Origin of the sequence: Mycobacterium sp., from assembly GCF_052145595.1 — a bacterium.
Lineage (GTDB): Bacteria > Actinomycetota > Actinomycetes > Mycobacteriales > Mycobacteriaceae > Mycobacterium.
The window spans coordinates 1-13401 of record NZ_JBKQOI010000051.1 but is presented as its reverse complement, the minus strand read 5'-3'; the positions used below and the strand labels follow the sequence as shown (position 1 = coordinate 13401).

Genomic DNA, 13401 nt, shown 5'->3' with positions numbered 1-13401 from the left:
TTCCGGCCGTGTCAATGCTATGGCGCTCAGTCACATCCGCCACATCAGACCCGACAAGCTGGGCATGAGGCGGTTTCCCAAAGCGATACGGCATGCGATATCGCTTTGCGAAAGGGGGTGCCTACATGTTTACGGTGCTCGAGTGTCTGGTGTGACAGCGACTGGCGTTTTAGCTAGCGGGGCGCGGGGTGTCGCACGAACGTCCGCGGCTGGGTGAAGGCCCGGATTCCCTCGACCCCGAGTTCGCGGCCAATGCCGGACTGGCCGCAGCCGCCGAACGGCAGGCGCGGGTCCTGGGCGGCCAGGCCGTGGCAATTGACGCTGACCGTACCCGCCACCAGCTGCCCGGCGACGCGGTCGGCGAGTGCCTCGTCACCGGTCCACACCGAGGCGGTAAGGCCGAAATCGGTTGCGTTGGCCGCGGTTACGGCGTCATCGATGCTGTCATAGCCGAAGATCGGCAGCACCGGACCGAACTGCTCGTCGGTGGCCAGCGCCGCGTCCGGGGCCAAATCGGTGACGACGGTCGGCAGCGCGAAGTATCCCCCCGCGTCGGCGTCCGCGTCGCGGATCCGTCCCGCGGTCCGCACCGACGCGCCGTGTGCCTCCGCGTCGGCCACCAGCGTGGCCACCCGGTCGCGCCCGGCGGCGGTGTGCAGCGGCCCCAGCGTCGTCTCCTCGGCGAGGCCGTCGCCGACCACTTCCCGCTCGCAGCGCGCGAGCACCGCCTCGGCCAATTCGCCGACCCGATCCGTCGGGGCGTACAGCCGTTTGATCGCCATGCAGACCTGACCGCCGGTGGTGTAGGTCGCCGTCACCAGCCGCTCCACCAGCTCGTCGGTCACCGCGATGTCGGATGCGATGATCGCGGCGTCGTTGCCGCCGAGCTCGAGCAACACCGGAGTGAGGCGCGGCGCGGCCGCCGCCATCACCGCACGCCCGGTGGCGACGCCGCCGGTCAGCGAGATGAGGTCGATGCCCGGATGGGTGACCAGTGCCCGGGCGAGCTCGCTGCCCGGGCCCGCGAGCACGTTCACCACGCCCGGCGGCAGCGCCGCGGCCAGCGCCCCGGCCAGCTGCAGCGCCGCGAGGGGACAGGTCGGGGGCACCTTGACGACGGTGGTGTTGCCGGCGGTCAGCGCCGACGTGAGCTTCGTCATCGTCAGCGCGAGTGGCCAGTTGAACGGCAGCACCAGCGCGGCTACGCCGAACGGCTCGCGGTGCAGCCGTGGGTAGGCCGAGTGCGGGTCGACCTGCTCGGGCGCCAGCGCCGCCTCGGCCATCGACCCGAGCAGCGCGGCGAGGCCCGGCCCGGTGCTGATCTCGAAAGTCGCCTCGGTGAGCACCTTGCCGTGCTCGCGGGTGTACAGCCGCGCGCCGTCGGCGGCGGCCAGCTGTTCGGCGGCCGTGGTCGCCGCGGCAGCTATGGCGGCGACCCGCTCTGCGACGCTGAGCGCGCGCCACCCGGGCGCGGCCCGACGGGCCGCCGACACCGCGGCGTCGAGCTGGGCGCGGTCGGCGGCGGGCGCGTGACCGACGACCTCGGCAGGCCGGGCCGGATTGTGCACGGGGTAGCTGCCGGCGGCGCCGGGCTGCGGCTCGCCTCCGATCGTCAAAACCGCACCTTCGCCAGCGGTTTGGCGCCCCCGCGTGATCGTCGTTGATTCCGTCATCACACGTCTCCCTTGACCCGGTGCGGTTGTCCCGCCATCGTAGATCGCTATGACGTGGCTCACAGGTTCGGTCCCATGAAAGCGGTCGTGCTGCGCGAAGTCGGGCAGCCCACAGCAGTGGAGGAGCTCGCGCTGCGGCCCTTGGCCGGCCACGAGGTGCGGGTGCAACTTCGCGCCAGCGGCGTATGCCACAGCGACCTGTCAATGCGCGACGGGTCCATACCGACACTGCTGCCGAGCGCGCTGGGCCACGAGGGCGCCGGGATCGTCACCGAAGTGGGCGACGACGTCACCAACGTTGGCCCGGGTCAGCACGTCGTGCTGACGTGGATCGTGTCGTGCCGGACCTGCCCGCATTGCCTGCGTGGCGAGACCCAGCTGTGCCAGCACGCCTACGACCACGCCTACGGCGCTCCCTACGCCGAGAGCGCGACCGGCCCGGTGTGGCCGGGAATGGGTGTCGGGTCGTTGGCCGAAGAGACGCTGCTACCGGCCGCGGCAGTGGTGCCGATTGATGAGTCACTGCCGCTGGATCACGCCGCGCTGTTGGGCTGCGGCGTCACCACCGGGGTCGGCGCGGTAATACGCACGGCGGGTGTCCGACCGGGGGAAAGCGTGCTGGTAATCGGCTGCGGCGGTGTGGGTTTGGCCGCGATCCAAGCGGCACGGCTGTCTGGCGCGGTGCGGATCATTGCCGCCGACCGAGTGGCGGCGCAGCTTCCCACCGCGGTCGCCAACGGCGCAACCGACACCGTCGACGCCGGCGAGGTCGACCTCGCCACCGCGGTGCGCGACCTCACCGGCGGCGCCGGGGTAGATCACGGAATCGAGGTGGTGGGCAAGCCCGCCACGATGCGCGCGGCCTACGACGCCACCCGCCGCGGCGGCAGGGTCACACTGGTCGGCGCCGCCGGGTCAACGAGGCGGTGACGTTCCCGGCGCTGTCGTTGATGACTGACGGCAAGACGATCCAGGGCAGCGTCTACGGTGCCAGCGACCCGGCGCGCGACATCCCGGTGCTCGCCGATCTTGCCCAACGCGGCCAGCTCGACCTCGAAGCGCTGGTGACGCGACGGATCGGTATCGACGACGTCGAGGCGGCGTTCACCAACATGACCGCGGGGCGGGGGGCGCGCAGTGTCGTGTGCTTCACGTAACTTTTCAGGATCGTTCAGCGCGCCAACGTGATTGCAGACCAGCGGAAGTCGCCGGTGCCCGCACCTCTCAGCTGGAAAGGCCGGCCTTGATGGCCGTGTCCTGCTTCTGCCCAACATCGTTCGCGAAATCAGCGGCCACGGGATCATTTGGTGCACCGTCGAATTCGAGCGTGATGAACGCTTTACCCTGGGTAAACATCACAACAGTGACGCTCTTGGATTGATCCGGTGAGGGCCCCGAGAACAGCGTGCCATTATTTCCCACCGAAAACGATTGCGGGGTGGGGAAGCTGACCGAACGACCGACCCCGGCCACAGCCGCATCCAAAGCCGACTTGGCCGCCGCCTCATCGGCCAAGATCAAGACGGTATCGCTGATCTGTCGGCTACCGCCTTGGCTTTTGAACACGCCGGCGACCCCAGGTTTACCGTTCGGATTCGTCGTCGGTGCTCCTGCGGTGAACCCCGTCGGCGGCGCGTTCGTGAAGAAGTCGGCGGGCTGGGTGATGTCGCTCGCCTTAATCAGCAAAGCGCTGTAATCCGCCGACGGGCTCGCGCTCGACGGCGGCAACGCTGTCGATTTGTCACCACTGCACCCGGCCAACCCGATACCGACCGCGAATGCCGTCCCCAGCCCTGCGGCGGCGAATACCGGAACTTTCATGCAGCCCACTCCATATCCGTGACCTATTCGACCGCCCGCTCATCGGAGAACACGGTCGCCGCCGACACACGAGACAGTAACGCCAAAACGACACCAACTCCCGGTTATCCGCACACCTGGGGCTCAATACATCGACACGATCGATGGTTGAGCAACGCCGGAGGCGCCGTCTCGTTTGTCTGGAAACAGCGGTCATCACCCGCTGTTGCTCGACAAAGGAGCTACCGTGATCGCTTGCTCCGGGCAGTTTTGCTCACCGACGACGGCCTGCGCCTCGAGCTCACCCGAGACTTCCTCGACGAGCACCACGGAGTGGCCGACCTCGTCGGCGTCGAAGACGTCGGGCGCCAAGGTGTAGCAGCGTCCGTGACCGGTGCAGCGGTCGGCGTCCACCGAGACCCGGGTCATGCCTTAGAAACCGGGCTAGAAACCGGGCTAGAAACCGGGCTAGCAACCGACGGGAATACCAAAGGCAGCGACTCGACCGACCGCAGCGCGACGGTGTAGGTCAGCTGGGTGCCGGGTTTGATTTCGTAATCCGGGATGCGGCGGTGGAATTCGCGCAACGCGACCCGCAGCTCCATGCGGGCCAGGTGCGAACCGAGGCAGCGGTGCGGACCGCCGCCGAACGCGCGGTGCCGGTTCGGGTTGCGCTGGAAGTCCACCACGTCCGGATCGGGGAACTCGGTTGGATCGGTGTTAGCCGCGCCGAGCAACGGGCTGACCCGTTCACCCTTGCTGATGGGGCATCCGCCCACCTCGACGTCTTGCATGGCGACCCGAGCGACGCCGGGCACCGGTGTCTCCCAGCGCAACAGCTCCTCGATGGCGCTCGGCAGGATGTCGGGCTGCTCGACCAGCTGGTGACGGTGGTCGGGGTGGCGGGCCAGGTACACGAAGAAGCAGTCCAGTGAGTCGGTCACCGTGTCCAGACCCGCGATGAGGAATAGGAAGCAGATGTCGAGGATCTCCTCGCGCGTGAGCGGTTTGCCGGCCACCTCGGCCGCGATCAACGCGGACAACACGTCGTCGCGCGGGCTGGCGATGTGGTCGTCGATGGCGCGCTCGAAGTAGTCGTAAATCTCTTGCGCTACGCCTGCGGAGGTCTCGTGGCGGCGGTCGTAGCCGCTGGCGCCCTCCGGGCGGATCACGCCGTCCTTCCACTCCAGAAACTTGTCGAGGTCGTCCAGCGGCAGGCCGAGTAACTGCAGGAAGACGGTGCACGGAAGGGGTACCGCGAACTCTTCGTGGAAGTCGCATTCGCCCCGGTCGACGAAGCGGTCGATGATCTCGTTGACCAGCTTGGTGACGAGGGGTTCGCGTCGGGCCATCTCCCGTGGCGTGAACAGCGGATCGAGGATGCGGCGGTACTTCGCGTGCTCGGGCGGGTCGATCTGCAGCGGAATCAGCGGCCGCACGTTGCCCAGGTCGACCGCATCCATGTTCGACGAGAACAGCTCGGTGTGCTTGAGTGCCATCTCGATGTCGGCCAGCCGGCTGAGAACGACCGCCTGCGGCGAGCGCAACACCGGAGTCGATTCGCGCAGCGCCTTATACATCGGTTGCGGCTCCGCGAGACCCGTGACCGTCTGGTCGACAAACCCTTCGGTTTCTGTCATTCGGTCAGCCTGACACCAACGTTTCCGTTGGGCAATGGTCAAATGCCGCAGGCCAGCCGCTGGTCAGCGGGTTCTGCAGCGAGTACCGTGTTCGTGCGGACGAGTTGGCCGGGCGGCCGCGGCTCGTACCGGTCCGAGAGGGCCGGCGTCGGGTCGAGGAAAGTCCGGACTTCACAGAGCAGGGTGATTGCTAACCGCAATCCGAGGTGACTCGCGGGAAAGTGCCACAGAAAACAAACCGCCACCCTCGTGGTGGTAAGGGTGAAACGGTGCGGTAAGAGCGCACCAGCATTCCGGGTGACCGGAGTGGCTCGGCAAACCCCACCCGAAGCAAGGCCAAGAAGGCCGCACGAAAGTGCGGCCGCGCAGGTGTTCGAGGGCTGCTCGCCCGAGCCTGCGGGTAGGCCGCTTGAGGCACCCGGCAACGGTGTGTCCAGATGGATGGTCGCCGCCGCGCCGCCGTTGGTTACGCCGCGGCGGCGGGGAACAGAATCCGGCTTACAGGCCAACTCGCCCGCCCCCTTGCCCACGCGAAAGTGCATTCCGCTACGCGTTTACCGAGTAGCGCCGTCGCCAGTTGCACTTTCGCGCGCACGCGCGGAGTCAGCAGTCTCCTCAGCGCACCGATTTGGCGAGTTTGCGCAGCGCGTCGTCGAGCTGCTGACGGCACCGCTCGGCCAGGTCGGCCTCTTGCTGGTAAAGCAGCCCGTACGTGAAGGTGTCTTCGCCGGCGGTGTGCGCCGCCTCGGCCTGGTGGCCGAGATGTTCGCGGCTGACCACGCTGTCCTGGTGATCGCCGAGCAGCGTCTGGATGACCTTCGCCTGTTCGGACACGTTCGATGCGCCGGTAGCCGCGGCGGTATAGCGAAGTCGCTTGGCGCGCTTGCGGATTCGGTGCAGGGCCAGGTCGCGTTCGTGCTCGGCCCCCGATTCCACCTGGGCGGCGGCTTTCGCGGCCTTCCGGACCTTCTTGTAGGCGGCATCGATGGTTACCGGCGCCTGCTCCTCGCCCGGGACGGCGGCGGGAATCTCGGCCACCAGCGCGTCGAGGGCGTCGAGCAGACGAAAGTATCGCTCTGATCGCATCGCGATCAGGGACCGCCGCAGTCCGGTCTGGTAGCGGCGCCGCGCACCTTCGACGAGGCGTTCTCGGACGCGCCCGCGCACCAGCTCCGGAGCCAGCCCGTCCAGTGCCAGCTGGTAACGCTGGGCCAAAACCTCGGCGTCTCGGGCCGCGCCCAGCACATTGCCGAGCTCGCCTAGCTCGTCGAGGATCCACGTCCTGTCGGACGACCCGGGCGAATCCTGGGAGTCGGCCAGCAGGCTGCGGATCTTGCGGATGGTCACCCGCATCTGGTGCACGGCGTCGTCGGCGTCGGCCCGAACGGCCCGATCCCACAACAGCAGCTCATTGACCTGCTCGCCGACCGCGCGGTGGACCGGGTCCGCGGGCAGCTCTGCGCCGTTGGGCTGCGTGGTTGTGCCCAGTACCCGAGCCAGCTTGGAGGCGTGACCGGCGGGCGCGGCACCGGCGTCGAGCAGCCGATTGCTCAACCGGCTCAACAGCTCGGTGTCGGCCGCCCCATTCGTTTCGGCGAGCTCCAGCTCCCACTCGCGCCACTCCTGCTCGGCCGGCTGCGCATCGGCGCCATCGGAAGCCCCGGTCGCCCATGCGGTGACGTGGTCATTGCAGAACTCCGCCAGCGCGGTGCCCTCGACGCCGTACAGCACCCGGGTTTCGCGCTGGGTGGTGATGCGCGCGACCGGTTCAAGCGGGCGGTCGCGAACAATAGCCAGCACGACGTCCCGCAACTCGCTTGGCACGGTGTCTCGTCCCGGCGTGCCGGATGCCGTCAGCGGCGCGCGGATCTCGGTGCGCGCGTCGGGTCCGGCCTGCAACTTCAGGTGCCAACCCGCATCGGGGCCGCCGGTGCGGCGCCGCAGGGTGATCTTGTTGCGCGCCAGGTCCTGCGTCGGGGTGTCGAAGTACGTCGCATCCAGCGATTGCGTCGGCGACTTCTCGACATGAGCGACCGAGGCGATGCCTTCGAAGGACGGTGACACTGTGGACTCGACGACGTCGAACTTGCGCTCCACCTCCAGATGGCGTGAGGTTTTTGGCATTTCAGCTCCGTTGAGGGCACGCGCGGTCATGGGCGGTATGGACATTTAGTCCTCATAGCGTGCCATATGACGATTGCGCGCTTAACGGCGGCCGTTCACCAGCCGTTAACCAATTGGAAATTTGGCGTCAGTGTCGGGTCAGAAGCAGTGCTCGTCGGCCGGGAAAACCCCGCCGGCCACCTCTTGCGCGTATTGCATTGCCGCCCGGCGCAATTCACCGCCGACGTCGGCGAACCGCTTGACGAAGCGGGCGGGCCTGCCGCCGCTCATCCCGGCCATGTCCTGCCAGACCAGGACCTGGGCGTCGCAGTTGGGACCGGCCCCGATCCCGATTGTCGGAATGGTCAGCTTGCCGGTGATCTGGGTGGCCAACTCGGCGGGCACCATCTCCATTACCACGGAAAATGCCCCGGCTTCGGCCACGGCGATCGCATCGGCGATCGTGTGTTCCGCGGCGTCGCCGCGGCCCTGCACCCGGAAGCCGCCGAGGCTGTTCACGCTTTGCGGCGTGAAGCCGATGTGCGCCATCACCGGGATGCCCGCCGCGGTCAGGCAGGCGATCTGCTCGGTGACCCGCTCACCGCCTTCGAGCTTGACCGCGTGTGCGCCGCCTTCCTTCATGAACCGGGTGGCGGCGGCCAGCGCGGCGGCCGGCCCCGCCTCGTAGCTGCCGAACGGTAGGTCGGCGACGACCAGTGCGTGACGAGCACCCCGTACCACGCCGCGGACCAGCGGAATCAGTTCGTCGATCGAGACGGGCACCGTGGTGTCGTAGCCGTACACGACGTTGGCCGCCGAGTCACCGACCAGCAACACCGGGATGCCGGCCTCGTCGAAAACGCTGGCGGTCGAATAGTCGTAGGCCGTGAGCATGGCCCATTTGTGGCCTTCGGCCTTCATTTTCTGCAGGTGGTGTGTGCGGATTTTGGTCCTGGGTGTTGCGGGCTCTGACGCGCCCGCGGACGAGTTGGCACCGTAAACGTTCTGCTCAGACATCTCAGACATCATTGTCCCTGGTGGTGGTCGGGTCGATCCTCGTGGCCCCTTAGGGTCCCCGGGTTCGTCTGACCCTGACATTGTGCCATCTCTTGTGCGCAGTTGCACCGTCCGCGTGGTGTGAGACATGCCATTCTGCGCATGCAGCGGCTCAGCGGACTCGACGCCGGCTTCCTGTACCTGGAAACCCCCATCCACGTTTGCTCGATCGCCGCGTTGGACACCTCGACGATGCCGGGTGGCCACACCGTCGACCGGCTGCGCCGGGCAGTCAGCCGATGGTCCCGCTCATCTGGATCTCAGGTTGGCTCTGGCAGCATAGGTGGGCATGTGCCTGTTTCGCCGCGACAAGATCGCGCGCACGTTGCTGATCTGGATGGCGATCGCTGCCGTGGTGCTTCCTGTCGCGGGCTGCCTTCGCGTTGTCGGCGGTCGCGCCGTCATGGCGGGGCCCAAGCTGGGCCAGCCGCTGGAGTGGACGCCATGCCGGTCGGCCAACCCGCAGGCCAAGATCCCAAGCGGCGCAATGTGCGGCAAACTGGCCGTGCCGGTCGACTACAACCACCTCGACGGCGACGTGGCGGCGCTGGCCCTGATTCGCTTTGCCGCCACGGGCGACAAGATCGGTTCGCTGGTGATCAATCCCGGCGGCCCCGGCGAGTCCGGTATCGACGCCGCACTGGGTGTCGTTCAGACGTTGCCCAAGCGGATCCGCGAACGGTTCGACCTGGTCGGCTTCGACCCCCGCGGGGTGGGGTCGTCGCGGCCGGCCATTTGGTGTAACTCGGATGCCGACAACGACCGGCTGCGCACCGAGCCGAATGTCGACTACAGCCCCGCGGGTGTGGCCCACATCGAGGACGAGACAAAGGAGTTCGTCGGCCGCTGTGTCGACAAGATGGGCAAGGACTTTCTGGCCAATGTCGGGACGGTCAACGTCGCCAGGGACCTGGATGCCATCCGTGCGGCGCTGGGCGACGAGAAGCTGACCTACCTCGGCTACTCGTATGGCACCCGGATCGGCTCCGCCTACGCGGAGGCCTACCCCAAAAAAGTCCGGGCGATGATCCTCGACGGCGCCGTCGACCCCAATGCCGATCCCATCGAGGCAGATCTGCGTCAGGCCAAGGGATTTCAGGACGCGTTCAACGACTACGCCACCGACTGCGCGAAGCAACCGACCTGCCCGCTGGGCACCGACCCGGCCAAAGCCGTCGACGTCTACCAAGGCCTGGTCAACCCGCTGGTCGACCCGAACAACACGATGCTCGGCAGGCCAGCGCCCACCAAGGACCCGCGCGGGTTGAGCTACAGCGACGCCATTGTGGGCACCATCATGGCGCTGTACTCACCAACCTTGTGGCACCACCTGACCGACGGCCTGACCGAACTGGTCGACCATCGCGGAGACACCCTGCTCGCCCTGGCCGACATGTACATGCGGCGCGACTCGCAAGGCCATTACACCAATGCCACCGACGCGCGGGTGGCGATCAATTGCGTTGACCAGCCACCGATTACCGACCGGGCCAAGGTGATTGACGAGGACCGCCGCTCCCGCGAAATCGCCCCCTTCATGAGCTACGGGCAGTTCACCGGTGACGCACCGCTGGGCACCTGCGCGTTCTGGCCGGTTCCGCCCACCAGTAAGCCGCACACCATCTCGGCGCCCGGCCTGGCGCCGACCGTGGTGGTGTCGACCACCCACGATCCGGCGACCCCTTACAAGGCGGGGGTGGATCTCGCGGATCAGCTTCGCGGCTCGCTGCTGACCTACGACGGAACCCAGCACACGGTGGTCTTCCAGGGCGACAGCTGCATTGACGATTACGCGACGGAATATCTGATCGGCGGCACCACGCCACCGAGCGGCGCAAAGTGCTGAGCCCGCCTCCGTCGAGCGTGCACTCCTTGCGAGATTGCGGCTGATTTTTCGCGCCGATTAGACGCTCGACGGGCGCTGGCCCGAGATCAAGGCGTAACCATTTCGCGCTTCCACGGGTATTCGAAGGTGCAAACATTGACAGCCATGTCGCGCCTGAGACCGTTGAGCTCGGCGCTGCTGTCGTTCGGGCTATTGCTAACGGGGCCATCAGCGCTGCCACCACCGATTGCCGGCGCAATCCCGGAACCCGGTCCCGGCCAGACCCCGACCCCGGCTCCGCCGTCGGCCGCGGTGCGGCCGCAGAACTGGGGCAGCTGTAGCCAATTCCTGACCGACACCAGCGACGTCCCCACAGCGCAGTGCACCACCGTGTCGGTCCCCGTGGACAACAGCAGTCCCGGCGGGGCGCAAGCCAAGCTGGCGGTGATCCGCGTGCCTGCGACCGGCCAGCGGGTCGGGTCGTTGGTGGTCAATCCGGGCGGCCCCGGTGCGTCTGCGGTCGACATGGTGGCCGGGATGGCGTCAGACCTCGAGGACAGCGAGATCAGGCGCAACTTCGACCTGGTGGGCTTCGACCCGCGAGGGGTGGGCCATTCGACTCCGGCCCTGCGGTGTCGCACCGACGCCGAGTTCGATGCCTACCGCAAGGAGCCGATGGTCGACTACAGCCCGGCCGGGGTAGCGCACATCGAGCAGCTCTACCGGCAGTTGGCCCAGCAATGCGTCGACCGGATGGGAACCGGATTCCTGGCCAACGTCGGCACGGCGTCCGTCGCGCGCGACATGGACATGGTGCGCCAGGCTCTGGGGGAGAACCAGATCAACTACCTCGGCTACAGCTACGGCACCGAGTTGGGCACCGCCTACCTTGAAGGGTTCGGTGACCACGTGCGCACGATGGTGCTCGACGGGGCCATCGACCCGGCCGTGGGCCCGGTCGAGGAAAACATCAACCAAATGGCGGGATTTCAAACGGCCTTCAACGACTACGCCGCGGACTGTGCCCGCTCGCCCGCCTGCCCGCTGGGTACCGACCCCGCTCAGTTCGTCAACCGGTATCACGCCCTGATCAACCCGCTGGTCGCCAAGCCGGGCCGGACGTCGGATCCGCGCGGCCTGAGCTATGCCGACGCGACCACCGGCACCATCAACGCCCTCTACACACCGCAGCACTGGAAATACTTGACCAGCGGTCTGCTTGGGCTGCAGCGCGGCACCGACGCCGGCGACTTGCTGATGCTCGCCGACGATTACGAAGGCCGCGATAAAAACGGCCACTACGGCAACGACCAAGACACGTTCAACGCGGTCCGCTGTGTCGACGCGCCGACGCCAAAGGATTCAGCGACCTGGATCTCCGCCGATCAGCAGATCCGCCAGGCCGCTCCGTTCCTGAGCTACGGGCAGTTCACCGGAAATGCCCCGCGCGATCTGTGCGCGCTGTGGCCGGTGCCCGCGACGTCGACGCCGCACGCCGCGCCGCCCGTCGCGCCGGGCAAGGTCATCGTCGTGTCCACAACTCACGACCCGGCCACCCCGTACCAGGCCGGCGTGAACCTCGCCGGCCAGCTGGGCGGTCCGCTGATCACATACGACGGAACCCAGCACACCGCGGTGTTCAACGGCGACCAGTGTGTGGATACCGCTGTGGTGCGCTACTTCGTCGCGGGGACGTTGCCACCGGCGTCGTTGCAGTGCCGGTCCTGACCAGCGAGGGGCCGCCCCGAGCGGCCCCGTTTGGGAAGTTCGCAACCGTTCTGAGCGGGCATCGGTAACATCGATTTAACGACACCAATCACCGGGGTCTGAATCGCCATCTACCTGCGGAAACGTCGGATAGCCGACCTGCATAGCATTGCAAGTGTAGGGTAACGGTATGCCGAAGCGTTTGCTAGACCTGGCCGACCTACTCGATTCATGGCTGCGTTACCTGCGCGGCCAGCGCCGCAGCGAGCAGACCCAGCGGGCCTACCGGCGCGCCGTCGAGGCATACCTGGCCTACTGCGCCGGCATCGGGGTGCCGGCCGAGCTGACCAAGGCCAGGGTGACCGATTGGCTGGCCACCCAGCAGGACTGCCAGACCGCGACGGTTCGGCTGCGGCTGGCCGCGGTCAAGCGGTTCGCCGCCTGGCTGGCCGCCGAGGAGGGGTTCGACGCCGACCCGATTCTGATCATCCGGCCGCCGAAGCTGGCTCAGGCGGCGGTGGCCGACCTGTCCGATAACGAAGTTGCGCGGCTGTTGAAGGTCTGCGAGGGCACCGCGCTGCGGGACAAGCGCGATAAGGCCATGCTCGCGCTGCTGTGCGAGACCGGGCTGCGGGCCTCCGAACTGCTGGCCCTCGATATGAGCGACATCGACCTGGACGGCTGCCTGCTGCAGGTACGGCACGGTAAAGGCGGCAAAGCGCGCCGGGTGCGGTTCTCGGCGACGACGGCCGCCCTGGTCGACCGCTACCTGAGAGCCCGGCGCAACGCGTTGCGCCGCCCGTCTGAGGGGCCGTTGTGGATTTCGAGCCAGGCGCGGCGACTGTCCTACACCGGGCTGGTGAGCACGCTGAAGGCCCGCGCGGCCGACGCCGGTGTCGTCGGCTTTCACGTGCACCGGCTGCGGCACACGGCCGCGGTGCGCTGGATGCGCTCAGGTGGCAGCGAGACCGGGTTGCGGGCGCACGGCGGCTGGTCGGACAACTCGATGATTTACCGCTACACCAAGACAGCCAGTGAGCAGTTGGCCGCCGAAGAATTCGACCGGCTCGGCCTCGGCGTGCACGAGCTGTAAAAATATCGCCGCGCCGCCCACGCGATAACCGAACCGCCTGCTACCCTGTGCAATTAGCCCGCTGAAGAAAAGCAGCGGGAGGCTCCGCTAAAGAGCGCCATCCGGACAGGACCTATAGACGGCCCATCCCGGCGCAGGATAACCGCGGAACGCCTGAGGCGATGAATCACCGGGCAACCTCCACAGAGATTCGATCCTGTGGAGTTTCCCTAATGCCATTTTCCGGCAATTCCCTCGCTCATTCGATGGCCGCCGACGTGTCCTGGGCCAACACACCCGACCGTGCGGCGCGCACCGCCAACGCCCGCCGCGCCGCCGAGGCCCGCTTCCTCGAGATGGCCGGCGGTGACCCGAAACGTGCGGAGTCGCTGCGTAAAGCGCATTACAAGCGCATGGTGCTCAAGTCGCTGAAAACCCGCGCGGCCAAGAAAGCCACCCGTGAAGCCACCTCCCAGAATGGCGGTGCCGGCGATGCCGCCTAATGAAGCGTCGCCCCCGGTTTCC

General features: G+C 67.3%; 12 protein-coding genes and 1 other RNA gene. 7 read left to right on the top strand and 6 right to left on the bottom strand.

Going from position 1 to position 13401, the window contains the following annotated elements:
* Positions 1–173: 173 nt before the first annotated feature.
* Complete coding sequence (locus tag ACLP4W_RS03340; RefSeq protein WP_442384109.1) at positions 174–1616, bottom strand: aldehyde dehydrogenase family protein; 1443 nt, start codon at positions 1614–1616, stop codon at positions 174–176.
* Positions 1617–1748: 132 nt separating this feature from the next.
* On the opposite strand from ACLP4W_RS03340, the gene ACLP4W_RS03335 reads away from it, so the two are divergent.
* Both ACLP4W_RS03335 and ACLP4W_RS03330 read left to right on the top strand, forming a co-directional pair.
* A complete protein-coding gene (locus ACLP4W_RS03335) occupies positions 1749–2603 on the top strand; it encodes an alcohol dehydrogenase catalytic domain-containing protein (RefSeq protein WP_442384108.1) in 855 nt (284 codons plus the stop codon).
* A complete protein-coding gene (locus ACLP4W_RS03330) occupies positions 2600–2830 on the top strand; it encodes a hypothetical protein (RefSeq protein ID WP_442384106.1) in 231 nt (76 codons plus the stop codon). Before ACLP4W_RS03335 ends, ACLP4W_RS03330 begins: the two co-directional genes overlap by 4 nt.
* Before the next feature lie 67 nt (positions 2831–2897).
* Here the strand turns inward: ACLP4W_RS03330 and ACLP4W_RS03325 are convergent, their stop codons facing one another.
* From ACLP4W_RS03325 to ACLP4W_RS03315, 3 genes are all read right to left on the bottom strand, one after another.
* Positions 2898–3359 carry a hypothetical protein gene (locus ACLP4W_RS03325; RefSeq protein ID WP_442384104.1) on the bottom strand — a complete coding sequence of 154 codons (462 nt, stop codon included), beginning with the start codon at positions 3357–3359 and terminating at the stop codon, positions 2898–2900.
* Positions 3360–3689: 330 nt separating this feature from the next.
* Entirely contained in the window at positions 3690–3902 is a 213-nt protein-coding gene (locus tag ACLP4W_RS03320) for a ferredoxin (RefSeq protein WP_442384102.1), read from the bottom strand.
* The gene (locus ACLP4W_RS03315; RefSeq protein ID WP_442384100.1) at positions 3899–5113 is read right to left on the bottom strand and encodes a cytochrome P450; all 1215 of its coding nucleotides are present in this window, start codon (positions 5111–5113) and stop codon (positions 3899–3901) included. The genes ACLP4W_RS03320 and ACLP4W_RS03315 overlap by 4 nt, the downstream gene beginning before the upstream one ends.
* A 100-nt stretch (positions 5114–5213) precedes the next feature.
* On the opposite strand from ACLP4W_RS03315, the gene rnpB reads away from it, so the two are divergent.
* Positions 5214–5630, top strand: an RNA gene (gene rnpB, locus ACLP4W_RS03310) — RNase P RNA component class A.
* A 98-nt stretch (positions 5631–5728) separates the two neighbouring features.
* On the opposite strand, the gene ACLP4W_RS03305 is transcribed toward rnpB, so the two are convergent.
* The gene (locus ACLP4W_RS03305) at positions 5729–7267 is read right to left on the bottom strand and encodes a CYTH and CHAD domain-containing protein (RefSeq protein ID WP_442384111.1); all 1539 of its coding nucleotides are present in this window, start codon (positions 7265–7267) and stop codon (positions 5729–5731) included.
* Positions 7268–7375: 108 nt separating this feature from the next.
* Complete coding sequence (gene panB / locus ACLP4W_RS03300; protein ID WP_442384098.1) at positions 7376–8233, bottom strand: 3-methyl-2-oxobutanoate hydroxymethyltransferase; 858 nt, start codon at positions 8231–8233, stop codon at positions 7376–7378.
* A gap of 322 nt (positions 8234–8555) precedes the next feature.
* Between panB and ACLP4W_RS03295 the strand changes: the two genes are divergently transcribed.
* The 4 genes from ACLP4W_RS03295 to ACLP4W_RS03280 all read left to right on the top strand — a co-directional run bounded on the left by ACLP4W_RS03295 (position 8556) and on the right by ACLP4W_RS03280 (position 13379).
* Positions 8556–10118, top strand: coding sequence for an alpha/beta hydrolase (locus tag ACLP4W_RS03295; RefSeq protein WP_442384096.1), 1563 nt, complete (start codon positions 8556–8558; stop codon positions 10116–10118).
* 135 nt (positions 10119–10253) lie between these two features.
* Complete coding sequence (locus ACLP4W_RS03290; protein WP_442384094.1) at positions 10254–11825, top strand: alpha/beta fold hydrolase; 1572 nt, start codon at positions 10254–10256, stop codon at positions 11823–11825.
* A gap of 169 nt (positions 11826–11994) precedes the next feature.
* Entirely contained in the window at positions 11995–12897 is a 903-nt protein-coding gene (locus ACLP4W_RS03285; RefSeq protein WP_442384092.1) for a tyrosine-type recombinase/integrase, read from the top strand.
* 245 nt (positions 12898–13142) lie between these two features.
* Positions 13143–13379 carry a hypothetical protein gene (locus ACLP4W_RS03280; RefSeq protein ID WP_442384090.1) on the top strand — a complete coding sequence of 79 codons (237 nt, stop codon included), beginning with the start codon at positions 13143–13145 and terminating at the stop codon, positions 13377–13379.
* The last annotated feature ends 22 nt before the right edge of the window (positions 13380–13401 follow it).

What these genes read in the sequence shown, in the direction of transcription:
- ACLP4W_RS03305 (WP_442384111.1), bottom strand. Translation starts at nt 7,267, where the DNA reads ATGACCGCGCGTGCCCTCAACGGAGCTGAAATGCCAAAAACCTCACGC.
- ACLP4W_RS03315 (WP_442384100.1), bottom strand. Translation starts at nt 5,113, where the DNA reads ATGACAGAAACCGAAGGGTTTGTCGACCAGACGGTCACGGGTCTCGCG.
- ACLP4W_RS03335 (WP_442384108.1), top strand. Translation starts at nt 1,749, where the DNA reads ATGAAAGCGGTCGTGCTGCGCGAAGTCGGGCAGCCCACAGCAGTGGAG.
- ACLP4W_RS03320 (WP_442384102.1), bottom strand. Translation starts at nt 3,902, where the DNA reads ATGACCCGGGTCTCGGTGGACGCCGACCGCTGCACCGGTCACGGACGC.
- panB (WP_442384098.1), bottom strand. Translation starts at nt 8,233, where the DNA reads ATGTCTGAGCAGAACGTTTACGGTGCCAACTCGTCCGCGGGCGCGTCA.
- ACLP4W_RS03280 (WP_442384090.1), top strand. Translation starts at nt 13,143, where the DNA reads ATGGCCGCCGACGTGTCCTGGGCCAACACACCCGACCGTGCGGCGCGC.
- ACLP4W_RS03285 (WP_442384092.1), top strand. Translation starts at nt 11,995, where the DNA reads ATGCCGAAGCGTTTGCTAGACCTGGCCGACCTACTCGATTCATGGCTG.